Below are 26,483 nucleotides of genomic sequence, written 5' to 3'. Positions count from 1 at the left end.
AACTACGCTTCATATGTGAGGCGTCCATTTGCAAACCATATCATATTTACTCCAGCCAATAGGCTCCTAGTCTGGTATACCAGAACAGGAGGAAATATGATGTCTGTTGCATATGACTTTGTGCATTCGCAGGCCACCGAATTCATGGCCCGGCCGCAGCATCTGCTCATCGACGGTCGCCGCGTCCCCGCCAGCTCCGGCCGTACCTTCAAATCCCTCAATCCCGCCACCGGGCAGGTCATCGCCGTCGTGGCCGAAGGCGGCGAGGCCGATGTCGAGCACGCCGTGGCAGCCGCACGCCGCGCGTTCGAAGGTCCGTGGCGCACGATACGCGCCTCCGAGCGCGGCCAGATCCTGCTGCGTTGGGCGGACCTGCTCAAGCAGCACTCGGAAGAGATCATCGAGCTCGAATCGATCGATGCCGGCAAGCCGATCTCCGCGACGATGCGCCAGGACTTTCCGGCTGCCGTCGACACGCTGACCTACTATGCCGGCTGGGCCGACAAGATCAGCGGCGACGTCGTACCGGTACGTGACGATGCCCTGACCTACACCGTGCGCGAGCCGGTCGGCGTGGTCGCGGCAATCGTGCCGTGGAATTTTCCGCTGATGATCGGCATGTGGAAGCTCGCACCGGCGCTGGCCTGCGGCTGCACCATCGTGATGAAGCCGGCCGAGCTGACCTCACTTTCGGCGCTGCGCATCGCCGAGCTTGCACTCGAAGCTGGCCTGCCGGCGGGCGTCTTCAACGTCGTCACCGGTCCGGGCCGGGTCGTCGGCGACGCGCTGGTCAATCACCCTGATGTGGACAAGGTCACCTTCACCGGCTCGCCCGGCGTCGGCCGTGGAATCATGAAGGGCGCCGCCAGCAACTTCAAGCGCGTCTCGCTCGAGCTCGGCGGCAAGTCGGCGAACGTCATCTTTGACGATGCCGATCTCGAAGCGGCCTCCAAGGCTGCGGCCTCAGGCATCTTCTTCAATGCCGGCCAGGTGTGCTCGGCCGGCTCCCGCGTGCTGGTGCAGGAGAAGGCCTATGACGAAGTCGTGGAGCGGCTGGCTGCGCGCGCAAAGTCGCTCAGGATCGGCGATCCGCTCGATCGCAAGACGGCGCTCGGACCTGTGATCTCCGAGAAGCAGATGAAGTCGATCCTCGACTATGTCGACATCGGCCAAAAGGAGGGCGCGACCCTCGTCACCGGTGGCGAGAAAGTTGGAGATCGCGGCTATTTCATCAGCCCCGCGGTGTTCGCAGGCGTCGCGCACGAGATGCGGATCTCGCAGGAGGAAATCTTCGGCCCCGTCGTCAGCGTCATCAAGTTCAAGGACGAGGCGGATGCTTTACGGATCGCCAACGGCACGGCCTACAGCCTCGCCGCCGGTGTCTGGAGCCGCGACATCGGCAAGCTCCAGCGCTTCGCCAAGCGGGCGCGCGCGGGCACGGTCTGGATGAACACCTATGGCTACACCGACGTGCGCCTGCCCTGGGGTGGCGAGCGCGACTCCGGCCTCGGCCGTGAGCATGGCACCGCCGCGCTCGACAATTTCACCGAGCCGAAGGCTGTCTGGATGAATCTGGCCGTCTGATTAACCTCCCGATCGGCCAATCCTGGGCCCGCCTGATCATCCGGTCAGGCGGGCTCCTTTTTCGACATCGATAAAATTGTCTGCATTCCGCTCAGTGGCGGAAAACCCTGCGGACAAGAAGGCTGCTGCCTTAAACCTCCGCTTTGGAACCGGCGTGCATCCTGCCTGCAAAAGGTTGGGGCATCGGCATGTCTGTTTTCAGGGAGATCGTTGCGGCGGTTGCGGGAGTCTACGCGCTCCTGTTCGTCTGCGACGCATTGTTCGGCGTCGGCGAGGCGCGTTTCGACGACGCCTATTACAGCGCCAGCTTCTACGCGCCGCGGCCGAAGGAATTCCGCTTCGCCAGCGACACGCCGCCGGCGGTCCGCGTCAGCGAGGCCTTCGCGCAGTTTGCGCCGGGCGAAGCCAAGCCGAACCGACGGTACTCGTCTCTGACGACGATCATCCGCTAACGCACCACTCCCCCTGGATCCATTCCGCCACGCCGCGCCACAGCGTGTCGCTGTGCTCGGGGCGGAAGAAGCCGAAATGGCCGATCGCCTTGGCGCCGACGTCGGACGGCTTGACCGTCAGCACCTCCGGCTTGATCGCGGAGAAGCCGCTCGCGAGCAGCTCGACCGCGGCCCGCGTCGCCCAGGGATCGTCGGAGAAGCAGAGCGCGCGCAGCTCGCCCTTGAACTTTGCGAAGTTCTCCAGCGCCGGCAATTTGGAGTCGAACAGATAGCGCGGGCTTGAGACCCAGTCGGCCCATTGCAGGAAGACGCCCTTGGGCAGATCCTCGCCGATGCCGGCCCAGGCCGGCGCGTAGCCGAGCGCGTGGACGAGCGGCACACCGACGAAATTCATGAAGGCGTAGACGCGATATTTTTCCGGCGACGCCATCAGCCGCCAGGTCGCGGCCTGCGAGGCCACGAAGGCGGCGCGTGAAATGTCGCCGTTGTTTTCGATCAGTCCCAGCGCCTGGCCGCCGAAGGAGTGGCCGACATAGGCGAGCGGCAGGGTGGTGTAGCGCTCGCGCATCCAGCGCACCGCGGCGGTGACGTCCTGCGCGGCCCAGTCGGACATCGAGGCCCTGAATCCGACCAGCGATTTCGGCTGGTTGTAGCCGACCATCGCCGGCCGCCGGGAATCGCCGATGCCGCGATAATCGTAGGTCAGGACCGCGCAGCCGCGATGGGCGAGGTAGGAGGCAAAGCCGCGATAGATTTTTCGAGGGACGGCGGTGGCGGAGTTGATCAGCACGGCATGCCGTTTGGTGCCGCGCGGCAGGAACAGGGTGCCGGCCAGCGGATACCCGTCCGTCGCCGGGAAGGTGATCTCGTCGATGAAAACGTCGTCGCGCGCCGCGTCCATGGGCAGCCGATGTCCTGCCGGTTTCCTTGCCGGCCCTCAGCAAATGCGAATTCGGCTTTCCCCGCAAGGGTTTGCAGTGCGAAATGGATTTACAACTGGCGGCGGGGGACCGGGCTGTGTATAAGGCGGCCCTCGCAACCCACAGATCAGGTTGTGCTTTTTTACTTCACGGAGAGATTGCGATGTCCGAGCGGTGGACGCCCGAGTCCTGGCGCAGCAAGCCGGTGCTACAGGTGCCCGATTATCCCGACGCCAAGGCCTTGGCCGACGTCGAGGCGCAGCTTGCGACCTTTCCGCCGCTGGTGTTCGCGGGCGAGGCGCGCAATCTGAAGAAGTCGCTGGCCCGCGTTGCGACCGGCGAGGCCTTTCTGCTCCAGGGCGGCGATTGCGCCGAGAGCTTTGCCGAGCACGGCGCCAACAACATCCGCGATTTCTTCCGCGTGCTGCTCCAGATGGCGGTGGTACTGACCTATGCCGGCGCGGTGCCGGTGGTGAAGGTTGGCCGCATTGCCGGCCAGTTCGCAAAACCGCGGTCGTCGCCGACCGAGAAGATGAACGGCGTCGAGCTGCCGAGCTATCGCGGCGACATCGTCAACGACATTGCCTTCACCAAGGAAGCGCGCGTGCCGGACCCGCAGCGCCAGCTGATGGCCTACCGCCAGTCGGCAGCGACGCTGAACCTGCTCCGTGCGTTCGCGACAGGTGGTTACGCCAATCTCGGCAGCGTGCATGAGTGGATGCTCGGCTTCCTCAAGGATAGCCCGCAGTCCCGCCGCTATAAGGAGCTGGCCGACCGCATCTCGGACGCGCTCAATTTCATGCGCGCCTGTGGCCTCGATCTCGAGGCCCATCCCGAGCTGCGCTCCACCGATTTCTACACCAGCCACGAGGCACTGCTGCTCGGCTACGAGCAGGCCATGACCCGCGTCGATTCCACCACCGGCGACTGGTACGCGACCTCGGGCCACATGATCTGGATCGGCGACCGCACCCGCCAGCTCGATCACGGCCATGTCGAATATTTCCGCGGCATCAAGAACCCGATCGGCCTGAAGTGCGGCCCGTCGCTCAAGCCCGACGAGCTCTTGAAGCTGATCGACGTGCTCAACCCCGACAACGAGCCGGGCCGGCTTACGCTGATCAACCGCTTCGGCTCCGACAAGGTCGCCGACCATCTGCCGGGACTGATCCGCGCGGTGAAGCGCGAGGGCAGGGTTGTGGTCTGGTCGTGCGATCCCATGCACGGCAACACCATCACCTCGACGTCGGGCTACAAGACGCGCCCGTTCGACCGCGTCCTGTCGGAGGTGAAGTCGTTCTTCACCATCCACGCGGCGGAAGGCACCCACGCCGGCGGCGTGCATCTGGAGATGACCGGCCAGGACGTCACCGAGTGCATCGGCGGCGCCCGCGCGATCACCGACGAGGATCTCAACGACCGCTACCACACGGTCTGCGATCCCCGCCTCAATGCCGAGCAATCGATCGACATGGCTTTCCTGATCGCGGAGCTCCTCAAGCAGGAACGCGCCGGCAAGGCCAGGCCGATGCCGGTCGCCGCGGGGCTCTAACACCTTGCTGCGGATCTGGAAGGCGACGATCAATTCACGCAACGGTCTGGCCTTCGCGTTCCGGTCGGAGCAGGCCGTTCGCGAGGAGATTTTTGCGCTCATCCTGTCGGTGCCGCTGGCGTGGTTCGTCGCCGCGACGGCGCTGCGGGCGGTCGAGCTGGTCTGTTCGGTTGCGTTCGTGCTGACGGTCGAGCTGCTCAACACCGCGATCGAGAAGCTTGCCGACCGGCTGACGATGGATCACGACAAGCAGATCGGCCGGGTCAAGGACATGGGCTCGGCCGCGGTCGGCGTTGCGCTGCTGATGGCCGGCGCGTTCTGGATCATCGCCATCGTCGAGCGGTTGGGGTTCCTCTGAAGCGGAGTGCGGCGGCCATGACCGAACGTCTCAACGTATTCGCGGTCACGCTCGCCCAGCTCAATCCGACCATGGGCGACATCGAAGGCAATGCCGCGAAGGTTCGTGCCGCGCGCGCGCAAGCCAGGTCCGATGGCGCCGATCTCGTGCTGTTTCCGGAATTGTTCATCGCGGGCTATCCGCCGGAAGATCTGGTGCAGAAGCCGGCGTTCCAGGACGCCTGCCGTGCCGCGATCGAGGCGCTCGCGCGCGAGACCGCCGATGGCGGCCCGGCGCTGCTGGTCGGCACGCCCTGGGTCGAGGACGGCAGGCTCCATAATGCCTGCGCGCTGCTCGATGGCGGAAAAATCGCCGCCCTGCGCTTCAAGTGCAACCTGCCGAATTACGGCGTGTTCGACGAGAAGCGGCTGTTTTCGCGCGGCCCTGCCGCAGGTCCCGTGACCGTGCGCGGCGTGCGCATCGGCGTGCCGATCTGCGAGGATATCTGGCTGGAGGAGTCCGAGGATTACGAGAACGTGGTCGAGACGCTGGCCGAGACCGGCGCCGAGATCCTCCTGGTGCCGAACGGCTCGCCCTATGCTCGCGACAAGAGTGACGTGCGCCTGTCGGTCGCCGTGGCGCGCGTCACCGAGAGCGGGCTGCCGCTGGTCTATCTCAACCAGGTTTGCGGCCAGGACGAACTGGTGTTCGACGGCGCGTCCTTTGCGCTCAATGGCGATTTCTCGCTCGCGGCGCAATTGCCGGCCTTCGAGGAGAGCGTCACCACATTGCGCTTCACGAGGAACGGCGACGACTGGCGCTGCGCCGGGCCGCTTGCCGCGCAGCCCGAGGGCGACCACGCCGACTACGCGGCCTGCGTGCTGGGCTTGCGCGACTATGTCGCCAAGAACGGATTTCCCGGCGTTCTGCTCGGCATTTCCGGCGGCATCGACTCCGCTCTCTGCGCGGCGATCGCGGTCGATGCGCTCGGTGCCGACCAGGTGCATGGCGTGATGCTGCCCTATCGCTACACCGCGGCGAGCTCGATCGCGGACGCGGGCGAACTCGCCGGGCATCTCGGAATTCGCTACGAGGTGCTGCCGATCGCTGAAGCCGTGACCGGCTTCGAGACCATCCTGTCCGGCATCTTCAAGAATCTGCCGCCCGATATCACCGAGGAAAACCTGCAGGCCCGCACCCGCGGCACGCTGCTGATGGCGATCTCCAACAAGACCGGGCTGATGGTGGTGACGACCGGCAACAAGTCGGAAATGTCGGTCGGCTACGCCACGCTCTATGGCGACATGAACGGCGGCTTCAATCCGATCAAGGATATCTACAAGACGCAGGTGTTTCGGCTGGCCGCGCTGCGCAACCACTGGAAGCCCGACGGCGCGCTCGGGCCTGCGGGCGAGGTCATTCCGCCCGATATCATCACGCGCCCGCCGACGGCGGAGCTGCGCGAGAACCAGACCGACCAGGACTCGCTGCCGCCTTATGACGTGCTCGATGCCATCCTGGAGCGTCTGATCGAGCGCGAGGAGCCGCTCGACAAGATCATCGCCGCCGGCTTCGACCGCGAGACGGTCACCCGCATCGATCATCTGCTCAACGTCGCCGAATACAAGCGCCGCCAGGCCGCGCCGGGCGTGAAGGTGACGGCCAGGAATTTCGGTCGCGACCGCCGCTATCCCATTACCAACCGCTTTCGCGACAAGGGCGAGCCGTTGCCTGCGGCGGACGAGACGCTGGTCTCGCGCGGCAGCAAGGCGTCGATCGACGCGTTCGAGGGCTAGCACCGGAGAGAGGCGGACGGTCGCGCCACACGTCTATCTGTCATCATCCGCTAAGGCGGATGATCCAGTACTCCATGGCGGGCATTGTAGGAACCGACTGCTGACACGGGTTACTGGATGCCCCGCCTTCGCGGGGCATGACATCGAGCGATGTGCGAATTCAGCTTGCTGCTACGACGGCACTGCGAAGAACATCACGCGAAGCAAGTGCGTGTATTCGGATTCGAGCACCATGATGGTCACAAACACCATGACCGCGATCGGTGGCAGCAGGATCGCATAGGCGAGGGCGAGCCGCTCCCAGGCCATGTGCATGAAGACGGCGACGATCAGGCCGGCCTTCAACACCATGAACACCAGGATCAGCGACCACCTGAGGTAGCCGTGGAGGCCAAAGTAGTCGACGAGGTAGGAGCACGTGCTGAGGACGAACAGCCAGCCCCAGACCACGAGGTAGAGCCTGATCGGGTGCTGTTGCCCCTTGGCGTGCACGGCTGCTGTTGCGACTGCGCCGTGCGCCGGAGCGTGGAGCTGGCCTTCCATGTGTACCGTCGCGTTTGTCATGCGCCGACCTCACCAAAGATAGAACAATGCAAAGATGAACACCCACACGAGATCGACGAAGTGCCAGTACAGGCCCATGATCTCGACGATCTCGTAATAGCCCTTGCGGCTCGTGAAGAAGCCGCGCCTCTCGACGTCGAAGTCGCCGCGCAAGACCTTCCGCGCAATGGCGATCAGGAAGATCACGCCGATCGTCACGTGGGTGCCGTGGAAGCCGGTGATCATGAAGAAGCTTGCACCGAACTGCGGTGCACCCCATGGATTGCCCCAGGGCCGGACGCCCTCCATGATCAGCTTGGTCCATTCGAAGGCCTGCATTCCGACGAAGGTTGCGCCGAAGGCCGCCGTGACCAGCATCAAGGCCGCGGTTCTGGCGCGATCGCGCCGGTAGCCGAAATTGACGGCCATCGCCATCGTGCCGCTGCTGCTGATCAGGATAAAGGTCATGATGGCGATCAGGATCAGGGGGATGTGGTTGCCCCCGATATTGAGCGCGAAGACCTCGCTGGGGTTCGGCCACGGCACGGTCGTGGACATGCGCGCCGTCATGTAGGAGAGCAGGAAGCAACTGAAGATGAAGGTGTCGCTGAGGAGGAAGATCCACATCATGGCCTTGCCCCAGGACACATTCTTGAAGGCGCGCTGATCGGACGCCCAGTCGGCGGCGATGCCGCGCCAGCCTTCGAGCCGCGCAGGAGATTGGCCCGAATGTGTCAGTACGGTCTCAGCCATCTGGTCTCGCCTCCCTAGCTCAGCAATTGACGGCAGATGTTGACGAAATCGTCGGTCCAGCCCGTGAGAAGACCGAGCAGGACAAGCCAGACCAGCAGCAGGAAGTGCCAGTAGATGGTGCACAGCTCCACGCTCAAGCGCATGTCGGCGATCTCGGCGCCGCGCCACACCTTGGCCGAGGTTCGCCCGAGGGCGACCAGGCCACCCGTCAGATGCAGCCCGTGCACCGCGGTCAACAGGTAGAAGAAGGAATTCGCCGGATTGGACGCCACGAAATATCCGGCAGCCCCGAGCCGCTGCCAGGCCAAGAGCTGTCCGGCGAGGAAGATCACGGCAGATGCTCCGCCGGCGAGCAGACCGATCTTGACGCTCTCGGTATCATGTCGCCCGGCAGCCACGTACGACCATTGCAGCGCGACACTGCTCAGGACCAGGACGCCCGTGTTGACCCACAGCAGCCGCGGGACCGGTAGCGGCCGCCAGTCCACCACGCTCATGCGCATCGAGTAGGCGCTGATGAAGAGGACGAATAGTGCGCTGGCGACGGCGAGAAACACGCCAAGTCCGACCTTCGCTGCCGGCCAGGTCACGCTATCGCCGCCGGGGAAGTCACCGACCGAGCCTTCCTCCAGCCAGGGCTTGGCCGTCAGCCGCTGATGCGACAGCCACCATCCGGCGATCACCGCAAGCGCAGCCAGGAACAGGATGATGGCGCTCACGAAGCAGCTCCATGAACGAACTGCGTCGCGCGTGGCGGCTGGTTCTGTGGAATGAAGTCCTCGGCAGCGCCGGGCACACTGTAGTCATAGGCCCAGCGGTAGACGACCGGGAGCTCCTTGCCCCAGTTGCCGTGTCCGGGGGGTGTCTCCGGCGTCTGCCACTCCAGCGTCGTCGCCCGCCACGGATTGCCGCCTGAGGCCTCACCCTTGAACAGGCTCCAGGCAAGATTGAACAGGAACACCATCTGGCTGAAGCCGACGGCCAAGGCCACCACGGAGATGAAGGCATTCAGTGAATGGGCCGAGGACGGGATGAACGCCGTGTCGCCGAGTTCGAAATACCGGCGCGGGACCCCGAGCAGTCCAAGATAGTGCATGGGGAAGAAGATCAGGTAGGCGCCGAGGAAGGTGACCCAGAAGTGAAACTTGCCGAGGACGTCGTTCAGCATCCGTCCCGTGACCTTGGGGTACCAATGATAGATCGCGCCCAGCACGACCATGATCGGTGCCACGCCCATCACCATGTGGAAATGCGCGACCACGAACATGGTATCCGAGAGGGGCACGTCCACGACGACGTTGCCGAGGAAGAGGCCGGTGAGGCCGCCATTCACGAAGGTGATGATGAAGCCGAGGGCGAACAGCATCGGCACCCTGAGATGAATGTCGCCGCGCCACAGCGTCAGCACCCAGTTGTAGACCTTGATCGCCGTGGGGATGGCGATGATGAGCGTCGTGGTGGCGAAGAAGTACCCGAATTGCGGGAACATGCCGCTCACATACATGTGGTGGGCCCACACGACGAAGCTGAGCGCACCAATCCCCACGATCGCCCAGACCATCATGCGATAACCGAAGATGTTCTTGCGCGCATGCGTGCTGATCAGATCGGAGACGATGCCGAAGGCGGGCAGGGCGACGATGTAGACCTCGGGGTGGCCGAAGAACCAGAACAGGTGCTGGAAGAGCAGCGGGCTGCCGCCGCCATATTTCGACAGCTGTCCCATCTCAACGAGGGAGGGCATGAAGAAGCTGGTTCCCAGGAGACGGTCGAGCAGCAGCATGACCGAGGCAACGAAGAGCGCGGGGAATGCCAGCAACGCCATGACGGTCGCCGTGAAAATGCCCCACACCGTCAGGGGCAGGCGCATCAACGTCATGCCGCGGGTGCGCGCTTGCAGCACCGTGACCACATAATTCAAGCCGCCCATGGTGAAGCCGATGATGAACAGGATCAGGGACGACATCATGAGAATGATGCCCCAATCCTGCCCCGGCGTTCCGGAGAGGATTGCTTGCGGCGGGTAGAGCGTCCAGCCGGCGCCGGTGGGGCCGCCGGGCACGAAGAATGTCGAGGCCAGCACCAGGACTGCGAGCAGGTAGACCCAGTAGCTCAGCATGTTCACATAGGGGAAGACCATGTCCCGGGCGCCGACCATCAGCGGGATCAGGTAGTTGCCGAAGCCGCCGAGGAACAATGCGGTGAGCAGATAGATCACCATGATCATGCCGTGCATGGTGATGAACTGGAGGTACTGGTTGGCATCGATGAAAGAGAAGGTGCCGGGGAATCCCAGTTGCAGGCGCATCAGCCACGACAGCACCAGGGCTACCAGCCCGATGGCCGAGGCCGTCAGCGAATACTGAATGGCGATCACCTTGGCGTCCTGCGAGAAGACATACCGTGTCCACCAGCTCCTTGGATGATAGAGCTCGACATCAGGCACTTCGGCAGGCGGGATGCCTGCGATCCCTTCATATGGAATATCGACCATAGAAACCTCCTCGGTCGTTTCCATCGGGGGTGAGGCGTTGGCCTCGTGCACCCGATCCATCTTCGCGGCGGCAGCCTGCTACCTGCCACCGGATTGGTACGTCGCCCTCACGACAGCTCTTGCCGGCGACAATTCGGCAAACGTCTTTTGTTGCTCCAGCCAGGCGTGATATTCACGCTCTTCGTCGACGATGACCTTGGCCCGCATCTGATAATGAGCAGCGCCACAGAGCTCCGCACATAGAACATCGAACGTTCCGGTTCGGATCGGCGTTATCCAGAAATAGGTCACCATGCCAGGGACCATGTCCATCTTGGCGCGGAATTCGGGCACGTAGAAATCGTGCAGGACATCAACCGAGCGGAGGAGAACCTTGACCGGCTTGCCCATCTGAAGGTGCAGGTCGCCGTTCTCGATCACGACGTCGTCCTGGGCGTGCGGGTCGTCACGATTGAGTCCCATCGGATTGTCGGAAGCGATGTTGCGGACATCGGATGTGCCCAGCCGCCCATCCTTGCCCGGAAGGCGGAAGCTCCATTGCCATTGCTGGCCCATGACCTCGACCTCGGTGGCATCCGCAGGCACCGTCACGAACTGGTGCCAGACCACGAGGCCAGGCGCCAGCATGGCCGCGACGCCGACGCCGGTCCCGACGCTCAGCCACCATTCAAGCCTTTTGTTTTCCGGATTGTAGTCGGCCCGTCTTCCCTCCTTGTGGTGGAAGCGGAAGACGCAATAGGCCATGAAGGCGATGACCGCGACGAAAACGAAGCCCGTGATCCAGAACGTGATGTTGATGGTGTGGTCGATATAGGCCCAGTTCGTGGCGATCGGCGTCCACCACCACGGGCTGTAGAGGTGAAACAGCACCGAGCCGATCGCGACCAGAAGCAGTATCAGTGCGACAACCATCCTGATCCATCCTTGCCATCGAAGGCTACGGATACGAATCCAGGGCGGAGCTCATGTCTGTCGCGATGGCTGGCCTTTCTTGGCTGGTATCTATGCCATCGCCGGCCTGTTGCCTCGCCCATTCAACCGGTCGCGATATTCAAGAGGAAGACCGCGACCGCTGGGGGCGTCCAGGCATTTAAAATGATCTCCCGCGAACCCGGCGTCAATAGCATGTCAACAGGCTTACGCGGCGCGGGCGATCGATGTTGCCCTGCGAGCTGGCGAGCCTCGGTCGCATTCTCGATGTGATGCATCGCACAAAATATGCGACGCACAATTCACCCAGCCGGGAGCGCTGGTCATTCCAGATCGCGCGCGCTAAGCTCGGGGCGCAGGTCGCGACGGGTTTCGTCCGGCTAAGCTCCTTCCTCGTTGAGCCTGGAACTGCCGTACTCGGCTCGATCGCGTCTCCCGCACATAAGGGCGGATACGCGCGGCCGGAGAGCGCGCCGTTTGCCGCTGCGACTTTCAGCAGAGGAGGGTGTGTCCATGGCCACTCTTTATTCCGACAACATCGTAAAGCGGCACCTGTTCGGCGAAGCGGCCTCCTACCCCATTCGCAAGATCAGCTTGTCCGACCTGACCGAGGCCCTACGCCTGGGTTGGGAGGATTTCCAGGCGATGCCGAGCCACGCGATCGTCGTGTGCGTGATTTATCCCGTTCTCGGTCTCGTCCTGTTCAGGATGGTTCTCGGCTATTCGGTGCTGCCGCTGCTGTTTCCGCTGGCTGCCGGCTTTGCCTTGATCGGCCCCTTTGCCGCGATCGGTCTCTACGAACTCAGCCGGCGTCGCGAGCGCGGCGAGGAGGTCGATGCATGGGATGCGATCAAGGTGCTGCGCGCGCCGTCGTTCGGCGCCATGGTCGAGCTCGGCGTGCTCCTGCTGGTCCTGTTCGGGGCCTGGATCGGTGTCGCGAACGCAATCTATGTCACGATCTTCGGTCACGCGGCGGCCGCAAGCATTCCCGACTTCGCAACGCGCGTGCTGACGACGCCGGAAGGCTGGTCGCTCATCATCGTCGGCTGCGGTGTCGGCTTCCTGTTTGCGGTCGTGGCCTTGTGCGTCAGCGTCGTATCGTTTCCGTTGATGCTCGACCGGCATGCGACCGCGATCGACGCGATCCGCACGTCGCTCCGCGCGGTGGCGGCGAATCCGGTTGCGATGGCCGGATGGGGCGTCATCGTCGCGGCACTGCTCGTGATCGGCTCGTTGCCGTTCTTCGTCGGTCTCGCTGTCGTCCTGCCAGTGCTCGGTCACGCCACCTGGCACCTCTATCGGCGGGTGGTCGAGCCGAATCCGAATCCACCGGACGAGCCGCCGCCGCCCCCGAAGGGAAAGCGCTACGCAGCGGACTTTCCGGCCAATCTCTTCCCGTGGAGCCGCGAGGGTGAGCATTAACCGCGAAACGGCCGCGCCTGGCGGCCGCCTTCGCATGACGGGTTAGGGCCTATTTCTGCTGCTGCGGCAGGAACGTCGGGCCGACCGAGCGGATCGGCTTGTTCTCCGACGAATTGGCGGCGGTGCCGGTCTCCGCAGGCGCGGCCGCAGCCGGTGCGCTGGCCGTCGTCGGCGCGGGGGCCGCGCCCTTCTTGGCATTGGCAGGCGTGCCCTTGTTGAGCCGCTGTTGCTGCATCTTCTTGGCGCTCTCCTCGGTGACGATGATGTCACCCTGCTGCTCGGCCGCCGCCTTGTCGTCGGCGGATTTCAGCGCGTCGGCCCAGGTCTGGCCCGCGGCCTTGCAGGAGCAGGACGGGTTGAACTCGCTGCGGAATTTGAACGCGGTCGGCAGCGCCGTGTAGGGCTGGCCGCTGATGGAGACCGCGGAGTTCATGTCCTCGCCGGGATTGCGGTGGGTGTAGAGCACGGCTTCCGCGGCCGGGCACAGCGCCTTGCAGGTTTTCTCGTCGTCGGGGAAGCGGGCCGGCACGGTGGCAAACGAAACCGGGAAATAGGCGCCGTCGCAGGTGCGCACGCACACGGTGCGGTAGGTGCCGGATTGCGGCCCGAGATCGGCGGGCGGCACGCCTTGCGGATTGTTGGGGTTGTTGGGGGCGTTGCCGCCGAACAGATTGTTCAGGAAGTTGCCGCCGCCTTGCGATTGCGCGGCGTTGGCATATTGCGGGCCGCAATTGTTCTGCGCCAGCGCCGCCAGCACCGAGCGGCGCTGGTTGTCCCGCTCCGGGCTGAAGCCGCCGGGACCGCCGCCGCGCAGGCGTTCGAGATTGCCGGTGATCTGGTCCAGATTGGCGCGCATCTGCTGGATCTGGGTGTTGACCGGGCCGCATTGCGCCGACTGGCCATTGAACAGCGAGAAGAAGCCGGAGGAATCGCAGCCCATGCGCTTGGCCTGCATGGTGACCCGGTCGAGCTCGGCCTGCTGCTTGGCTTGGGAATCCTGATAGCGGCGGATCTGGTCTTCGCGCGCGGGGTCGCCACCGCCGCCGCCACGATCGAGCGCGGCGAGCTGGCCTTCCAGCCGCACGCACATCGGATTTGGTCCAAGCCCGTTCTGGCCGGGCTGAGGCGGCGGGCCGGGCGGGCCGGCTTGCGCGAAAGCGCCGTTGGCGAGCACGACCGTGCTCAGAAGCACGGTGCAGGCAAGGATGGAGCGAGCACGGGAGAGAGACAAAAATTCAGGCATATCCGCCATTCTAGCGAGGTCACGGCCCAGCATGATTTTGGGGGCCGACGCGCGCCCTCCAATAGCCGCTTCCTGCGGCATCGTCACGTCGTTTCAGGGGCCGAAAACTGGTCCTAAGGTCCGCCAGCTCCGAGGGAATTCAGCGCTGGCAGGTGATTGCGACATATTCGTCGCAGTGGCCATGGGAGCAGTTTGCGCCGGTTTTGGGGACAGAGCCGGTAATTTCGTCGGGATCGACCCGGCGATAGGCCGAGGCCTGGGCAAAATCGCGTGACTGGCAATAGGTGCGCGCGACCTGTGCGCCGCATTTCTCACCCCTGGCGAGGCACTGGTCGACACCGTAGCCGTCCGCGTGGTTGGCGATGATGAAGACGCGGGTCTCGGCGAATGCGCTGGATGCCGCGATGATGGAGGCACAAGAGACGAGCGCGAGCAGGGATCGCATGGGTGCACCGGGGCTTTAGGGAACCGCCGGGTTCCAAGTAAACTCAAAAGGTTAAGGATGATGAACCATCAAGGCGGGGCGGCCGCGCTTTGCGGAGATAAAGCGGCGTTTTCGCGGCTCTCTTGACGCGGGGGCGCCTGATAGCCCATATGTGGCCGCATGTACGGTCTCCTCGCCATTTGTGGCATTTGCCGCGAGATTACGAGCTAGCGATTCGCTGGCTGGAGCCGTCTTTTCTCAAAAGCATTGAGAGCACTGGACGCCCGGCCAACAGCCGACGGGTATCCATATGGAATTGCGCCTTTACGATACGCTGAGCCGGGACAAGCGCACCTTCGTGCCGCTCGATGCAAAGAACGTCCGCATGTATGTCTGCGGACCGACCGTCTACGACTTCGCCCATATCGGCAATGCGCGGCCGGTGATCGTGTTCGACGTGCTGTTTCGGCTGCTGCGCCATCTCTATGGCGAGGCGCACGTGACCTATGTCCGCAACATCACCGACGTCGACGACAAGATCAACGACCGCGCCGCGCGCGACTTTCCAGGGCTCCCGCTCAACGAGGCGATCCGCAAGGTCACCGAGCAGACCGGCAAGCAGTTTCACGCCGACGTCGACGCGCTCGGGGCGCTTCGGCCGAGCGTCGAGCCGCGCGCGACCGAGCATATCGGCGAGATGCGCGAGATCATCGAAAGGCTCATCAAGGGCGGCTTTGCCTATGCTGCCGAGGACCATGTGCTGTTCTCGCCGCAGGCGATGAACGCGGCCAATTCCGGCCTGCCGCGCTATGGCGCGCTGTCCAATCGCTCGCTGGACGAGATGGTCGCCGGCGCCCGCGTCGACGTCGCGCCCTACAAGAAGGGCAATACCGACTTCGTGCTGTGGAAGCCATCCAAGCCGGGCGAGCCGTCATGGCCGTCGCCGGCCGGGATCACCGCGCAGGGACGCCCGGGCTGGCACATCGAGTGCTCGGCCATGGCCTGGAAGCATCTCGGCGAGTATTTCGACATCCACGGCGGCGGTATCGACCTCGTGTTTCCGCATCACGAGAACGAGGTCGCGCAAACCTGCTGCGCCTTCCACCAGCAGCGCATGGCGAACTACTGGATGCACAACGGCTTCCTCCAGGTCGAGAGTGAGAAGATGTCGAAGTCGCTCGGCAACTTCGTCACCATCCACGAGCTGCTCGCGGACTGGCCGGGGGAGGTGCTGCGCCTGAACATGCTGAAGACGCATTACCGCTCGCCGATCGACTGGACCCTGAAGTCGCTCGAGGAGAGCGCCAGGACGCTCGACGACTGGTATCGGGTCGCGGCCGATGCCAAGCCCGGCCAGCCGGCCGCGTCCGTGGTCGAGCCGCTGCTCGACGACCTCAACACGCCGCTGGCGATCGCGGCGCTGCATGGCCTGCGTGGCAGCGACGTGAGCGCGCTGGCGGGCTCGTTGCGCCTGCTCGGCTTCCTCTCCGAAAGCGCCGCGCAGTGGGAAGGGCGCAAGCAGCAGGCCAGCGGGGTCGATGCCGGGGAAGTCGAACGCCTGATCTCGGAGCGGACGGCCGCCCGTAGCCGCAAGGACTTCAAAGAATCCGACCGCATTCGCGATCTGCTTGCCGCGATGGGCGTTGCGATCAAGGACTCCAAGGACGGGACGACCTGGGAGGTCGCGCGATGAAGCGGCCCGACGCGCCTTTCCCGCGGCACTGGCTCTATTACATCGCGCTGAAGATCCTGCTGCTCGCGGCCGCCGTGGCGCTGGCGCTGAAACTCTATGGGATGTGGTGAAGACGATGGGACAGACTTTGCCAAAACCCGGCTTGCGGCCGTTCCTGCCTGATGACGTGCCGGTCCTCGCCGCGATCTTCGCGGCAAGCATCGAGGAGCTGACCGGCGAAGACTACAACGAGGCGCAGCAGCAGGCCTGGATGGAGGCGGCGGAAACCGAGGAGTTCGGCAAGCGGCTCGCGGCCGACCTGACGCTGGTCGCGACGCTGGAGGGCTCGGCCGTCGGCTTCGCCTCGCTGCGCGGGGCCGATCACATCCGCATGCTCTATGTGCATCCCGCCGTGACCGGTCAGGGCATCGGGACCATGCTGGTGGACGCGCTGGAGAAGCTCGCCGGCGGCCGCGGCGCGACCAGCCTGTCGGTCGATGCCAGCGACACCGCGCAAAACTTCTTCGCCAAGCGCGGCTACGTCGCCGTGCAGCGCAACAGCATCACCATCAACGACGAGTGGCTCGCCAACACCACGATGAAGAAGACGCTCGGAGCCGCGCAATGAGCAAGGAGCGTCTCTATCTGTTCGACACCACGCTGCGCGACGGGGCGCAGACCAACGGCGTCGATTTCACCCTGACCGACAAGCAGGTCATCGCGGCGATGCTCGACGATCTCGGCATCGACTATGTCGAGGGCGGCTATCCCGGCGCCAATCCGACCGACACCGAGTTCTTCGGCACCAAGCCCAAGCTCAAGCATGCGCGCTTCACGGCCTTCGGCATGACGCGCCGGGCAGGGCGCTCGGTCTCCAACGATCCCGGGGTGGCCGGGCTCCTGGAAGCGAAGGCCGATGCGATCTGCTTCGTGGCGAAGTCATCAGCCTATCAGGTGCGCGTCGCGCTGGAGACGACGAGGGAAGAAAATCTGGCGTCGATCCGCGACAGCGTCGTGGCGGCGAAGGCCGCGGGCCGCGAGGTCATGCTCGACTGCGAGCACTTCTTCGACGGCTACAAGGAGGATTCAACCTTCGCGCTCGCCTGCGCCAAGGCCGCCTATGAGGCCGGCGCGCGCTGGGTGGTGCTGTGCGACACCAACGGCGGCACCATGCCGAACGAGATCGAAGCCATCGTCACCGAGGTGACGAAGCACATCCCGGGCGACCATGTCGGCATCCATGCCCATAACGACACCGAGCAGGCCGTGGCCAATTCGCTCGCCGCGGTGCGCGCCGGCGCGCGGCAGATCCAGGGCACCTTGAACGGCCTTGGCGAGCGCTGCGGCAACGCCAATCTGTGCTCGCTGATCCCGACGCTGAAGCTCAAGAAGGAGTTTTCCGACGCCTTCGAGATCAGCGTCACGCCCGAAAAGCTCGCTACTCTCGTCAAGGTTTCGCGCACGCTCGACGACATGCTCAACCGCGTGCCGAACCGGCATGCGGCCTATGTCGGCGAGAGTGCTTTCGTCACCAAGACCGGCATTCATGCTTCCGCCGTGCTGAAGGATCCGCAGACGTATGAGCACGTGCTGCCCGAGTTGGTGGGCAATCACCGCAAGGTGCTGGTGTCCGACCAGGCCGGACGCTCCAACGTCATCGCGGAGCTGGACCGGGCTGGCATCGCCTACGAGAAGAGCGACCCCAAGCTGACGCGGCTGGTCGAAGAATTGAAAGAGCGTGAGGCGGCCGGCTACGCCTATGAATCCGCCAACGCCTCGTTCGATCTCTTGGCGCGGCGCACGCTCGGCAAGGTGCCGCATTATTTCGAGGTCGAGCAGTTCGACGTCAATGTCGAGCAGCGCTACAATTCGCACGGCGAGCGCGTCACCGTCGCGCTTGCAGTGGTCAAGGTCGACGTCGCCGGCGAGCGTTTGATCTCGGCCGCCGAAGGCAACGGCCCCGTCAACGCGCTCGACGTCGCGCTGCGCAAGGACCTCGGCAAGTACCAGAAGTACATCGAGGGCTTGACGCTGATCGACTACCGCGTCCGTATCCTCAACGGCGGCACCGGCGCGGTCACGCGCGTGCTGATCGAGAGCGAGGACGAGAACGGCGACCGCTGGACCACGGTCGGCGTGTCCCCGAACATCATCGACGCCTCGTTCCAGGCGCTGATGGACTCGGTGATCTACAAGCTGGTGAAGTCGGGGGCCCCGGCGTAAGAGGACGGCAACGTAAGGGACGGCGCGGCCGCAAACGCCGTCATTGCGAGGAGCGAAGCGACGAAGCAATCCAGAATCGTTCCGCGGAGGGACTCTGGATTGCTTCGCTTCGCTCGCAATGACGAGGGGAGGGAGCGCGACCAATGATCGACCACATCTCCGTCGGAGTGAGCAACCTCGAACGCTCCGCAAAATTCTACGAGACCACGCTCGCCGCGCTCGGCCTCACGCGCCTCGTCGTGCGGCCGCGGACGATCGGCTTCGGCAAGGCCTATCCCGAGTTCTGGATCAATCTGCGTGAGGGAATGCCGCGCGTGGCACCGGAGAGCGGTGTGCACATCTGTCTGCGGGCGAAGACGACGGCCGAGGTCGATGCGTTTCATGCCGCGGCGTTGCCCGCCGGCGGTGCGTCCGACGGCGCGCCGGGCATCCGTCCGCATGACCGCGTGCGCTACTACGCGGCTTTCGTGACCGACCCCGATGGCAACCGGATCGAGGCGGTGACGTTTCCGGCGGAGTAGGGCGCTAGAGCTTGCGCGCCACTTCCGGGGCGAGCTGCGTTTCAGATTCGGCGATCTGTGCCGCTGCCGCCTTCAGCTTCGGCAGAATATCCTCGACGCGATCGGCCTTGAGGATGTCGACCGAAAGGCCGGCGCGGATGAACTCGGTCTGGCGCATGTGCGACAGCAGCGAGAGCAGCGGCTCCCAGAAATTGTCGAAGTTGGCGAGCAGCACCGGCTTGGCGTGACGGCCGAGCTGCTTCCAGGTCAGCTGCTCCACCAGCTCTTCGAGCGTGCCGACGCCGCCCGGCAGTGCCACGAAGGCGTCGGAGCGCTCGAACATCAGCCGCTTGCGCTCGTGCATGTCGGGGGTGACGATCATCTCCTGCACGCGGGTCAGCGCGTTCTCGCGCTTGCGGAGGAATTCGGGAATGATGCCGGTGACGGTGCCGCCGTGATCGAGCACGGAGGTCGCGACCGAGCCCATCAGGCCGAGCGAGCCGCCGCCGTAGACCAGGCGGATGTTGCTCTCGGCGAGGGCCTTGCCGAACGCCTTGGCGCCTTCGGTGAAGCTGGGATTGGTTCCTGGGCCGGAGCCGCAATAGACACAGACAGTTTTGATCGTGCTCATTGGTGCCATGATGCATTGCAGCGAAGGGGCGTCAAGCCCAATCGGTGATTCGGATCCCCCGGAAATCTACCGGTAAATGGCGACAAACAATCAAAGATTCGCCATCTGGCGGGGTGCGCTGACATCCGGAAGGCTTTATATGACGGGCGAAAATCGCAAATCGTAACGCTGCCCGCACCCGGCGGGCTTTCAGGCTTTTTGATGGACCAACCTCAATCGTTCGACGGCGCAGACGTTCCCGATCCTCCCGCAGGCGGACCGCTGGAGCGGGCCACGCTGATGGGCACGCTGGCGCATCTGTGGCCCTATATCTGGCCGGGCGACCGTTTCGACCTGAAGATGCGGGTGGTCTGGTCGATGGTGCTGCTGCTCGCCGCCAAGCTGATCACGCTGACCGTGCCGTTCAGCTTCAAATGGGCGACGGATGCGCTGACCGGTGCCAACACCGCGCCGGTGCAGCCCGACAACTGGCACCTCTGGGTGATCGCCTCGCCATTGCTGCTGACCGCAAGCTATGGCGTGACGCGCATCCTGATGGCGGTGCTGACGCAATGGCGCGACGGCATCTTCGCCCGTGTCGCCATGCATGCAGTGCGCAAGCTCGCCACCATCACCTTCGTCCACATGCACGAGCTGTCGCTGCGCTTTCACCTCGAGCGCAAGACCGGCGGCCTGACGCGCGTGCTCGAGCGCGGCCGCGAGGGCATCGAGGTCATCGTGCGCATGGTGATCCTGCAGCTGATCCCGACCATCGTCGAGGTCACGCTGCTGCTGGCGGTGCTGCTGTGGCAGTTCGACTGGCGCTACGTGGTCGCGACGCTGATCACGGTCGCGGTCTACATGTACTACACCTACATCGCGACCGAGTGGCGGATCGGCATCCGCCGCAAGATGAACGATTCCGACACCGAGGCGAACACCAAGGCGATCGACTCGCTGCTCAACTACGAGACCGTGAAATATTTCAGCGCGGAGACGCGCGAGGCGCAGCGTTACGACAAGTCGGTCGCGCGCTACGAGGAGTCGAGCGTTCAGGCCTATACCTCGCTCGCGGTGCTCAACACCGGCCAGGCCGTGATCTTCACGCTCGGGCTGACCGCGACCATGCTGATGTGCGCGATCGGCGTGCGCAACGGCACCAACACGGTCGGCGATTTCGTGCTGGTCAATGCCATGATGATCCAGCTCTACCAGCCGCTCAATTTCATGGGCATGGTCTATCGCGAGATCAAGCAGGCGATCATCGACATCGAGAAGATGTTCAACGTGCTCGGACGCGAGGCCGAGATCAAGGACATGCCCGATGCGCAGCCGCTGGTGGTCTCGGCCGGCAATCTGCGTTTCGAGGACGTTCGCTTCGCCTATGAGCCGACGCGGCCGATCCTCAAGGGCATCAGCTTCGAGGTGCCGGCCGGCAAGACGGTCGCGATCGTGGGCCCGTCGGGGGCGGGCAAGTCGACGATTTCGCGTCTGTTGTTCCGCCTCTACGACGTGTCCGGCGGCAAGATCCTGATCGACGGCCAGGACATCCGCGAGGTCACGCAGGCCAGCTTGCGCGCCTCGATCGGCATGGTGCCGCAGGATACGGTGCTGTTCAACGATACCATCCGCTACAACATCCGCTACGGCCGCTGGGATGCCGATGATGCCGAGGTCGAAGAAGCGGCGCGGCTGGCGCAGATCGACCATTTCATCCGCATGGCGCCGATGGGGTACGAGACCCAGGTCGGCGAGCGCGGCCTGAAGCTCTCGGGCGGCGAGAAGCAGCGCGTCGCCATCGCGCGCACCGTGCTCAAGGCGCCGCCGATCCTGGTGCTGGACGAGGCGACCTCGGCGCTCGACACCCACACCGAGCACGAGATCCAGGGCGCGCTCGACCGCGTGTCGAAGAACCGCACCTCGCTGGTGATCGCGCACCGGCTTTCCACCATTGTCGGCGCCGACGAGATCATCGTGCTGGACCAGGGCCGCATCGCCGAGCGGGGCACCCACGCCAAGCTGCTCGCGCAGGGCGGCCTCTATGCCAGCATGTGGAACAGGCAGCGCGAGGCCGAAGCGGCACGCGAGAAACTGGCCCAGATGGCGGATTCCAGCGAGGCGCCCAACCGGGAGCCGCCGCCGGTCGACGACGCCCTCGCGACGTCAGCGGCCGCGGAGTGACCTTGTCTCGGGTCCCAACTCTGGCCTAAACAACTCCACCGCGCGGGGGTGACCCGGCGCCATCAACTCCCAGGCGGCAGATAGCGATGTCCATCCTCGATTCGATCCAGCGTCAGATCCCGCCGATCCACAAGGAGGGCTATCCCTTCATTGGCGGCTTTGCGCTGGCAAGCCTGATCCTGTTCTGGCTGTGGTCGCCGCTCGGGTGGATCGGCACGATCCTGACCGTGTGGTGCGCGCTGTTCTTCCGCGACCCCGTGCGCGTGACGCCGGTGCGCGAGGGACTCGTGGTGTCGCCGGCCGACGGCCGTGTCTCGATGATCACCATGGCGCTGCCGCCGGCCGAGCTCGGGCTCGGCGACCGGCCGCTGCCGCGCATCTCGGTGTTCATGAGCGTGTTCAACTGCCACGTGAACCGCAGCCCGATCGCGGGCAGGGTGGACCGCATCGCCTACCGGCCGGGCCTGTTCATCAACGCCGAGCTCGACAAGGCGAGCGAGGACAATGAGCGCAACTCGCTCGTGATCACGACGCCGACGGCCAAGATCGGCGTGATCCAGATCGCAGGGCTCGTCGCCAAGCGCATCGTCTGCTTCGTCAGGGAAGGGCAGGCGATCGGGGCGGGCGAGCGGTTTGGCCTGATCCGCTTCGGCTCGCGCCTCGACGTCTACCTGCCGCTGGGTACCAAGGCGCTGGTGTCGGAAGGCCAGACCGCGATCGCCGGAGAGACGATTTTGGCCGATCTTGCCGGGGACGACCCAAGCCGCGCCTACCGCGCCAATTAACCATTGGTCGGTGCATCAGGGCCTTCCGCCGCAATGGCGGAGGGGGACGCGGCTTGCTATATCTCGCCTCGAGGTAAGCCATGACCCCCTACGATTTCAAAGATCCTGACGTGCGCCGCCGGCGGTTCCGCCCGATCCCGGTGCGGATGCTGGTGCCCAACGTCATCACGCTGCTGGCGATCTGCGCCGGCCTGACCTCGATCCGGCTGTCGATCGAGGGGCGGATGACGCTCGCAGTCTACGCCATCGTGTTCGCGGCCGCGCTCGACGGCATCGATGGTCGCGTCGCACGCATGATCAAGGGGCAGTCCAAGTTCGGCGCCGAGCTCGACAGCCTCGCCGACTTCGTCAATTTCGGCGTGGCTCCCGGCCTGATGCTGTACTTCTGGCAGCTGCACGAGCTCGGCAATGCCGGCTGGATCGCCGCCATGGTGTTCGCGATCTCCGGGGGGTTGAGGCTCGCGCGCTTCAACGCCACCATGGACGATCCGAACAAGCCGGCGTTCGCCGCCAATTTCTTCACCGGTGTGCCGGCGCCGGCCGGCGCGATCACGGTGCTGCTGCCGATCTACGTCGCGTTTCTCGATCTCGGCCGGCTGCCCGCGGCGGTGACGGCGGCCTATACGCTGCTGATCGCCTTCCTGATGGTGTCGCGTCTGCCGGTATTCTCCGGCAAGACCAAGCGCATGCGCGTGCCGCCCGAGCTGGTGCTGCCGGCGTTCGTCGCGGTGATCGTCTTCATTGCTATCCTGATCGCCTATCCCTGGCACGTGCTGTCGATCGGCACGGTGCTGTATCTGCTCGGCTTGCCGCTCGGCTACAAATCCTACCGCGACCAGGCGCGCGCGATGGCGGCCACCGGGCCGTCGGGAGGCGAGGTCCCGTCGCCGCCTTCGGCGCCGACGCTGGCCAATTTGTCGGAGCCGCCGCACGACGACGACCGGCCGGGGCGGCTGCACTGAGCGGTTTTCGCGGATATCTGCCATGAAGGCGGCCGAGTTGGGTTGAAGCCCGATCTCGGCTATATCGCCCTGTGCCGGCGGCACCGCGCCAACAGCGGCCGCCAATCTGGGAGAGAACGCCGTGACTGATACCGCGACCGGGCCGCTGCCCGCTGCCGTCCTCGAAGCGCTGGGCCGCTACGACACCCCGACGATCTGCAATGCCATGGAGATCGTGGCGCCGGAGCGCCGGTTGATCGGCTACACCACCAAGCAACTGGTCTGTCCGTTTCCCGACCTGCCGCCGATCGTCGGCTATGCCCGCACGGTTGCGATCCGCTCGGTGCTGAAGTCCTCGCTGTCGGCCGAAGAGCAGTCCAAGCGCCGCATCGAATATTACGAATATGTCGGCACCGGCCACGGTCCGCGCATCTCGGTGATCCAGGACATCGACGGTCCCGACGTCGGCTACGGCGCGTTCTGGGGCGAGGTGCAGAGCAACGTGCACAAGGCGCTCGGGTGCCTCGGCGTCATCACCGACGGCTCGATCCGCGACATCCCGCAATGGGCTCCGGGCTTCCAGGCGCTGGCCGGCTCGATCGGCCCGTCGCATGCCTGGGTGCATGCGGAAAGCTTCGGCGGCGAGGTGCGCGTCGCCGGCATGACCGTGAAGTCCGACGATCTGATCCATGCCGACCAGCACGGCGCCATCGTGATCCCGCTCGACATCGCCGCAAAGCTGCCCGAGGCCGCCGAGCTCTGCGGCCGCCGTGAGACGCCCATCCTGGAGATCGCGCGCAGCCCCGACTTCTCGCTGGAGAAGCTGAAGGCCGCGCTGAAGCGCTCGGCGGAGATTCACTAACGGGCGACCGAACGATCTACGGCCGTGACGCCGGCCGCGGGCCGCCCTGTTCCGTCAGAAACAGGGCGGCCTGATCCGGCTCGCCGAAGACTGCGGCGGCGCATCCGATCAGGGTGAAGCCCCCGGCGAGATCCCAGAGGGTGACGTTGTCGGCATTATCAGGGGCGTGAATCAAGCGCGCTGCGATCACGGCAAAGCCCGCCTCGACAAACAGCAAGACGCTGAACGCCGGCAGGACGAGCCCTGGCTCGAGCAGGTGGAGCGCCAGTACCGCGGGCAGCGCGGTGAGAAGACCGAACAGCGTCAACATGGCAAAACGGCTCCTGCGATGGAGCAGGCCGCCCGGCGATAGAATACTCCATGATCTCTCATCGCGGATGTGGCGCAGGGCCGCAGTCGGAGGACGCACAATGAAGATGATCGGCAAGACCGTCCTGATCACCGGTTCGACGGACGGCGTCGGCCGCTACGTCGCACGCCGGCTGGCCGAAGCAGGTGCGAGGGTCCTGATCCACGGCCGCGATGCCGTGCGCGCGAAGGCGCTGATCGACCAGATCGTCCGGGCTGGCCACGCTGCGCCGACATTCTACCAGGCCGACTTGTCGTCGATGTCAGGCGCGCGAGGGCTCGCCGCAGCCGTTATCCGCGATCACCGGCGTCTCGATGTGTTCGTCAGCAACGCCGGCATCGGCTCGCAGAACGACGGACCGCAACGGCAGGAGAGTCCGGACGGCCATGAACTGCGCTTTGCCGTGAATTACCTCTCGGGCTTCCTGCTTGCGCACTTGCTGCTGCCGCTGTTGAGGTCCGCGGCACCTTCGCGCGTCGTCAATGTTGCCTCCCTCGGTCAGCATCCGATCGATTTCGACGACGTCATGATCAGCAACGGCTACAGCGGCTCGCGCGCCTACGCGCAGAGCAAGCTCGCACAGATCATGTTCACCATCGATTTCGCGGAGGAATTGAAGCGCATGGGCATCACCGTCAACGCGCTGCATCCGGCGACCTACATGAACACCACGATGGTGCGTGCCGGCGGCATCACGCCGATCTCGACGGTGGAGCAGGGCGGTGCGGCGATCCTGCACCTCGTCGAAGGCGACGATGTCGCCGGCAAGAGCGGACTGTTCTTCAACGGCATGAACGAGACGCGCGCCAATCCGCAGGCCTACGATGCCGGCGCGCGCAGGCGCCTGCGCGCACTCAGCCTCGAGTTGACCGGGCTTTCGTCCTGAGCTGCCGTCCTGGCGCGCCGCAATCATGGTTAGCGAAGTGTTGAGATTCCGGCCGGTCGCGGGTAAAGCCGGCGTCCTGTCAGCGCGCTGCGCCGGTCTGGCACCCCGGCTCAACTTAACCTTTACGCGGCTTTAAGGGCGGCGCTCTAGGGTTTCCGATGCGGTTCGGGGTTGGGCCGCGCCAGCGGCCAGGACGGCCGTTGTTGCGTTCGCGTTGGAGTGTCCCATGGATATCATGACGAGCGTCGGGCTCATTGCGGGCATCATCGTCATTACGGCGATGATCTTCATGGGCGGCGACCTCCACATGTTCATCTCCGAACATGCCATGATCATCATCTTCGGCGGCTCGATCTCGGCCACCATGATCCGCTTTCCGCTCAGCGCGCTCCTGCACGGCCTTCCGCTCGGCGCCAAGTTCGCTTTCACCATGAGCCGCCTGTCGGCCCATGACCTCGTCGACGAGCTTGCCCGCATCGCCGAGATCGCCCGCAAGCAGGGCCCAGTTGGCCTCGAAAAGGTCGAGACCGACGAGCCGTTCCTGGCCAAGGGCATCCGCTACGTCGCCGACGGCTACGACCTCGACTTCATCCGCGACAATCTCGAGCGCGACCGCGACAACTTCCTCATGCATCTCGACGAAGGCAGCAAGATCTACCGCGCCATCGGCGACTGCGCCCCGGCCTTCGGCATGATCGGCACCCTGATCGGCATGGTGCAGATGTTCGCCAACATGACCGATCCCTCCAAGCTCGGCCCGTTCATGGCGACCGCGCTGCTCGCAACCCTGTACGGTGCGCTGGTCGCGAACCTGTTCTGTCTGCCGATCGCCGACAAGCTGCACGGCAAGCTGCTCGACGAGGAAACCAACCGCACACTGATCATCGACGGCATCCTGATGATCCGCGACTCCAAGAGCCCGACGCTCGTGCGCGAAATGCTGCTGGCCTATTTGCCGGAGAAGCATCGTCATGCCGAGGGCGAGCCGGTGCCGGCGTAAAGCCGCCGCACGGGATCTCGAGAG

General features: G+C 64.7%; 25 protein-coding genes and 1 pseudogene. 16 read left to right on the top strand and 10 right to left on the bottom strand.

The genetic code is table 11. The features are described from left to right. The first annotated feature begins 99 nt into the window (after window positions 1-99). Together BJ6T_RS29235 and BJ6T_RS29230 are read left to right on the top strand one after the other, a co-directional pair. Complete coding sequence (locus BJ6T_RS29235) at window positions 100-1,584, top strand: aldehyde dehydrogenase family protein (protein WP_014496153.1); 1,485 nt, start codon at window positions 100-102, stop codon at window positions 1,582-1,584. 188 nt (window positions 1,585-1,772) lie between these two features. Then, entirely contained in the window at window positions 1,773-2,036 is a 264-nt protein-coding gene (locus tag BJ6T_RS29230; RefSeq protein ID WP_028169815.1) for a hypothetical protein, read from the top strand. Here BJ6T_RS29230 and BJ6T_RS29225 read toward each other — a convergent pair. Next, window positions 2,026-2,937: an alpha/beta hydrolase family protein gene (locus BJ6T_RS29225; RefSeq protein WP_014496151.1), complete on the bottom strand. Its 912-nt coding sequence runs from the start codon at window positions 2,935-2,937 to the stop codon at window positions 2,026-2,028. The two genes, BJ6T_RS29230 and BJ6T_RS29225, sit on opposite strands and share 11 nt — an antisense overlap. A gap of 182 nt (window positions 2,938-3,119) precedes the next feature. Between BJ6T_RS29225 and BJ6T_RS29220 the strand changes: the two genes are divergently transcribed. The 3 genes from BJ6T_RS29220 to BJ6T_RS29210 are packed head-to-tail and all read left to right on the top strand — an operon-like array spanning window position 3,120 to window position 6,641. Continuing rightward, window positions 3,120-4,508, top strand: a complete 1,389-nt coding sequence (locus BJ6T_RS29220) for a class II 3-deoxy-7-phosphoheptulonate synthase (RefSeq protein ID WP_014496150.1) — start codon at window positions 3,120-3,122, stop codon at window positions 4,506-4,508. A gap of 4 nt (window positions 4,509-4,512) precedes the next feature. Then, the gene (locus BJ6T_RS29215) at window positions 4,513-4,866 is read left to right on the top strand and encodes a diacylglycerol kinase (protein WP_014496149.1); all 354 of its coding nucleotides are present in this window, start codon (window positions 4,513-4,515) and stop codon (window positions 4,864-4,866) included. Window positions 4,867-4,883: 17 nt separating this feature from the next. Continuing rightward, window positions 4,884-6,641: an NAD+ synthase gene (locus tag BJ6T_RS29210; RefSeq protein WP_014496148.1), complete on the top strand. Its 1,758-nt coding sequence runs from the start codon at window positions 4,884-4,886 to the stop codon at window positions 6,639-6,641. Between the two features lie 171 nt (window positions 6,642-6,812). Here the strand turns inward: BJ6T_RS29210 and BJ6T_RS29205 are convergent, their stop codons facing one another. The 5 genes from BJ6T_RS29205 to BJ6T_RS29185 all read right to left on the bottom strand — a co-directional run bounded on the left by BJ6T_RS29205 (window position 6,813) and on the right by BJ6T_RS29185 (window position 11,343). Beyond that, window positions 6,813-7,205 carry a cytochrome C oxidase subunit IV family protein gene (locus BJ6T_RS29205; protein ID WP_014496147.1) on the bottom strand — a complete coding sequence of 131 codons (393 nt, stop codon included), beginning with the start codon at window positions 7,203-7,205 and terminating at the stop codon, window positions 6,813-6,815. Window positions 7,206-7,214: 9 nt separating this feature from the next. After that, window positions 7,215-7,937, bottom strand: a complete 723-nt coding sequence (locus BJ6T_RS29200) for a heme-copper oxidase subunit III family protein (protein WP_014496146.1) — start codon at window positions 7,935-7,937, stop codon at window positions 7,215-7,217. A gap of 14 nt (window positions 7,938-7,951) precedes the next feature. Next, on the bottom strand, window positions 7,952-8,656 hold the full coding sequence (locus tag BJ6T_RS29195) for a cytochrome c oxidase subunit 3 (protein WP_014496145.1): 705 nt from the start codon (window positions 8,654-8,656) through the stop codon (window positions 7,952-7,954). Beyond that, window positions 8,653-10,431, bottom strand: a complete 1,779-nt coding sequence (locus BJ6T_RS29190; protein ID WP_014496144.1) for a cbb3-type cytochrome c oxidase subunit I — start codon at window positions 10,429-10,431, stop codon at window positions 8,653-8,655. Before BJ6T_RS29190 ends, BJ6T_RS29195 begins: the two co-directional genes overlap by 4 nt. Before the next feature lie 78 nt (window positions 10,432-10,509). After that, a complete protein-coding gene (locus BJ6T_RS29185) occupies window positions 10,510-11,343 on the bottom strand; it encodes a cytochrome c oxidase subunit II (RefSeq protein ID WP_014496143.1) in 834 nt (277 codons plus the stop codon). Between the two features lie 531 nt (window positions 11,344-11,874). Between BJ6T_RS29185 and BJ6T_RS29180 the strand changes: the two genes are divergently transcribed. Further along, complete coding sequence (locus tag BJ6T_RS29180; RefSeq protein ID WP_014496141.1) at window positions 11,875-12,783, top strand: DUF2189 domain-containing protein; 909 nt, start codon at window positions 11,875-11,877, stop codon at window positions 12,781-12,783. Window positions 12,784-12,832: 49 nt separating this feature from the next. On the opposite strand, the gene BJ6T_RS29175 is transcribed toward BJ6T_RS29180, so the two are convergent. After that, window positions 12,833-14,035, bottom strand: coding sequence for a DUF2865 domain-containing protein (locus tag BJ6T_RS29175; RefSeq protein ID WP_028169814.1), 1,203 nt, complete (start codon window positions 14,033-14,035; stop codon window positions 12,833-12,835). 130 nt (window positions 14,036-14,165) lie between these two features. Then, complete coding sequence (locus BJ6T_RS29170) at window positions 14,166-14,471, bottom strand: hypothetical protein (protein WP_014496139.1); 306 nt, start codon at window positions 14,469-14,471, stop codon at window positions 14,166-14,168. A 289-nt stretch (window positions 14,472-14,760) separates the two neighbouring features. On the opposite strand from BJ6T_RS29170, the gene cysS reads away from it, so the two are divergent. The 4 genes from cysS (at window position 14,761) to BJ6T_RS29150 (ending at window position 18,866) form a co-directional block, all read left to right on the top strand. Further along, a complete protein-coding gene (gene cysS / locus BJ6T_RS29165; RefSeq protein ID WP_014496138.1) occupies window positions 14,761-16,143 on the top strand; it encodes a cysteine--tRNA ligase in 1,383 nt (460 codons plus the stop codon). Window positions 16,144-16,258: 115 nt separating this feature from the next. After that, on the top strand, window positions 16,259-16,750 hold the full coding sequence (locus tag BJ6T_RS29160) for a GNAT family N-acetyltransferase (RefSeq protein ID WP_014496137.1): 492 nt from the start codon (window positions 16,259-16,261) through the stop codon (window positions 16,748-16,750). Next, the gene (cimA, locus tag BJ6T_RS29155) at window positions 16,747-18,345 is read left to right on the top strand and encodes a citramalate synthase (RefSeq protein ID WP_014496136.1); all 1,599 of its coding nucleotides are present in this window, start codon (window positions 16,747-16,749) and stop codon (window positions 18,343-18,345) included. The genes BJ6T_RS29160 and cimA overlap by 4 nt, the downstream gene beginning before the upstream one ends. 143 nt (window positions 18,346-18,488) lie before the next feature. Beyond that, a complete protein-coding gene (locus tag BJ6T_RS29150; protein ID WP_014496135.1) occupies window positions 18,489-18,866 on the top strand; it encodes a VOC family protein in 378 nt (125 codons plus the stop codon). 4 nt (window positions 18,867-18,870) lie between these two features. Here BJ6T_RS29150 and BJ6T_RS29145 read toward each other — a convergent pair whose 3' ends face one another. Continuing rightward, a complete protein-coding gene (locus tag BJ6T_RS29145) occupies window positions 18,871-19,476 on the bottom strand; it encodes an LOG family protein (protein WP_014496134.1) in 606 nt (201 codons plus the stop codon). Between the two features lie 201 nt (window positions 19,477-19,677). On the opposite strand from BJ6T_RS29145, the gene BJ6T_RS29140 reads away from it, so the two are divergent. From BJ6T_RS29140 to BJ6T_RS29125, 4 genes and pseudogenes are all read left to right on the top strand, one after another. Then, complete coding sequence (locus BJ6T_RS29140; RefSeq protein WP_014496133.1) at window positions 19,678-21,636, top strand: ABCB family ABC transporter ATP-binding protein/permease; 1,959 nt, start codon at window positions 19,678-19,680, stop codon at window positions 21,634-21,636. A gap of 74 nt (window positions 21,637-21,710) precedes the next feature. Continuing rightward, a pseudogene (locus BJ6T_RS29135) lies at window positions 21,711-22,421 on the top strand (phosphatidylserine decarboxylase); the annotation flags it as partial. Window positions 22,422-22,501: 80 nt separating this feature from the next. After that, complete coding sequence (locus tag BJ6T_RS29130) at window positions 22,502-23,383, top strand: CDP-alcohol phosphatidyltransferase family protein (RefSeq protein WP_014496131.1); 882 nt, start codon at window positions 22,502-22,504, stop codon at window positions 23,381-23,383. A gap of 121 nt (window positions 23,384-23,504) precedes the next feature. After that, the gene (locus BJ6T_RS29125; RefSeq protein WP_014496130.1) at window positions 23,505-24,224 is read left to right on the top strand and encodes an RraA family protein; all 720 of its coding nucleotides are present in this window, start codon (window positions 23,505-23,507) and stop codon (window positions 24,222-24,224) included. Between the two features lie 16 nt (window positions 24,225-24,240). On the opposite strand, the gene BJ6T_RS29120 is transcribed toward BJ6T_RS29125, so the two are convergent. Further along, complete coding sequence (locus BJ6T_RS29120; RefSeq protein ID WP_014496129.1) at window positions 24,241-24,534, bottom strand: hypothetical protein; 294 nt, start codon at window positions 24,532-24,534, stop codon at window positions 24,241-24,243. A gap of 100 nt (window positions 24,535-24,634) precedes the next feature. Between BJ6T_RS29120 and BJ6T_RS29115 the strand changes: the two genes are divergently transcribed. Together BJ6T_RS29115 and BJ6T_RS29110 are read left to right on the top strand one after the other, a co-directional pair. After that, window positions 24,635-25,459, top strand: coding sequence for an SDR family NAD(P)-dependent oxidoreductase (locus BJ6T_RS29115; RefSeq protein ID WP_014496128.1), 825 nt, complete (start codon window positions 24,635-24,637; stop codon window positions 25,457-25,459). A 226-nt stretch (window positions 25,460-25,685) separates the two neighbouring features. Continuing rightward, the gene (locus BJ6T_RS29110) at window positions 25,686-26,459 is read left to right on the top strand and encodes a motility protein A (RefSeq protein WP_014496127.1); all 774 of its coding nucleotides are present in this window, start codon (window positions 25,686-25,688) and stop codon (window positions 26,457-26,459) included. Window positions 26,460-26,483 lie beyond the last annotated feature (24 nt).

Origin of the sequence: Bradyrhizobium japonicum USDA 6 (assembly GCF_000284375.1) — a bacterium.
Classification (GTDB): domain Bacteria; phylum Pseudomonadota; class Alphaproteobacteria; order Rhizobiales; family Xanthobacteraceae; genus Bradyrhizobium; species Bradyrhizobium japonicum.
Note: the sequence above shows the minus strand (reverse complement) of the source record. Positions and strands in the feature narration are given on the sequence as shown.

What these genes read in the sequence shown, in the direction of transcription:
- BJ6T_RS29115 (WP_014496128.1), top strand. Translation starts at nt 24,635, where the DNA reads ATGAAGATGATCGGCAAGACCGTCCTGATCACCGGTTCGACGGACGGC.
- BJ6T_RS29225 (WP_014496151.1), bottom strand. Translation starts at nt 2,937, where the DNA reads ATGGACGCGGCGCGCGACGACGTTTTCATCGACGAGATCACCTTCCCG.
- BJ6T_RS29150 (WP_014496135.1), top strand. Translation starts at nt 18,489, where the DNA reads ATGATCGACCACATCTCCGTCGGAGTGAGCAACCTCGAACGCTCCGCA.
- BJ6T_RS29110 (WP_014496127.1), top strand. Translation starts at nt 25,686, where the DNA reads ATGGATATCATGACGAGCGTCGGGCTCATTGCGGGCATCATCGTCATT.
- BJ6T_RS29140 (WP_014496133.1), top strand. Translation starts at nt 19,678, where the DNA reads ATGGACCAACCTCAATCGTTCGACGGCGCAGACGTTCCCGATCCTCCC.
- BJ6T_RS29170 (WP_014496139.1), bottom strand. Translation starts at nt 14,471, where the DNA reads ATGCGATCCCTGCTCGCGCTCGTCTCTTGTGCCTCCATCATCGCGGCA.
- BJ6T_RS29210 (WP_014496148.1), top strand. Translation starts at nt 4,884, where the DNA reads ATGACCGAACGTCTCAACGTATTCGCGGTCACGCTCGCCCAGCTCAAT.
- BJ6T_RS29190 (WP_014496144.1), bottom strand. Translation starts at nt 10,431, where the DNA reads ATGGTCGATATTCCATATGAAGGGATCGCAGGCATCCCGCCTGCCGAA.
- BJ6T_RS29235 (WP_014496153.1), top strand. Translation starts at nt 100, where the DNA reads ATGTCTGTTGCATATGACTTTGTGCATTCGCAGGCCACCGAATTCATG.
- BJ6T_RS29180 (WP_014496141.1), top strand. Translation starts at nt 11,875, where the DNA reads ATGGCCACTCTTTATTCCGACAACATCGTAAAGCGGCACCTGTTCGGC.
- BJ6T_RS29160 (WP_014496137.1), top strand. Translation starts at nt 16,259, where the DNA reads ATGGGACAGACTTTGCCAAAACCCGGCTTGCGGCCGTTCCTGCCTGAT.
- cysS (WP_014496138.1), top strand. Translation starts at nt 14,761, where the DNA reads ATGGAATTGCGCCTTTACGATACGCTGAGCCGGGACAAGCGCACCTTC.
- BJ6T_RS29200 (WP_014496146.1), bottom strand. Translation starts at nt 7,937, where the DNA reads ATGGCTGAGACCGTACTGACACATTCGGGCCAATCTCCTGCGCGGCTC.
- BJ6T_RS29220 (WP_014496150.1), top strand. Translation starts at nt 3,120, where the DNA reads ATGTCCGAGCGGTGGACGCCCGAGTCCTGGCGCAGCAAGCCGGTGCTA.
- cimA (WP_014496136.1), top strand. Translation starts at nt 16,747, where the DNA reads ATGAGCAAGGAGCGTCTCTATCTGTTCGACACCACGCTGCGCGACGGG.
- BJ6T_RS29120 (WP_014496129.1), bottom strand. Translation starts at nt 24,534, where the DNA reads ATGTTGACGCTGTTCGGTCTTCTCACCGCGCTGCCCGCGGTACTGGCG.
- BJ6T_RS29130 (WP_014496131.1), top strand. Translation starts at nt 22,502, where the DNA reads ATGACCCCCTACGATTTCAAAGATCCTGACGTGCGCCGCCGGCGGTTC.
- BJ6T_RS29145 (WP_014496134.1), bottom strand. Translation starts at nt 19,476, where the DNA reads ATGAGCACGATCAAAACTGTCTGTGTCTATTGCGGCTCCGGCCCAGGA.
- BJ6T_RS29205 (WP_014496147.1), bottom strand. Translation starts at nt 7,205, where the DNA reads ATGACAAACGCGACGGTACACATGGAAGGCCAGCTCCACGCTCCGGCG.
- BJ6T_RS29175 (WP_028169814.1), bottom strand. Translation starts at nt 14,035, where the DNA reads ATGGCGGATATGCCTGAATTTTTGTCTCTCTCCCGTGCTCGCTCCATC.
- BJ6T_RS29185 (WP_014496143.1), bottom strand. Translation starts at nt 11,343, where the DNA reads ATGGTTGTCGCACTGATACTGCTTCTGGTCGCGATCGGCTCGGTGCTG.
- BJ6T_RS29230 (WP_028169815.1), top strand. Translation starts at nt 1,773, where the DNA reads ATGTCTGTTTTCAGGGAGATCGTTGCGGCGGTTGCGGGAGTCTACGCG.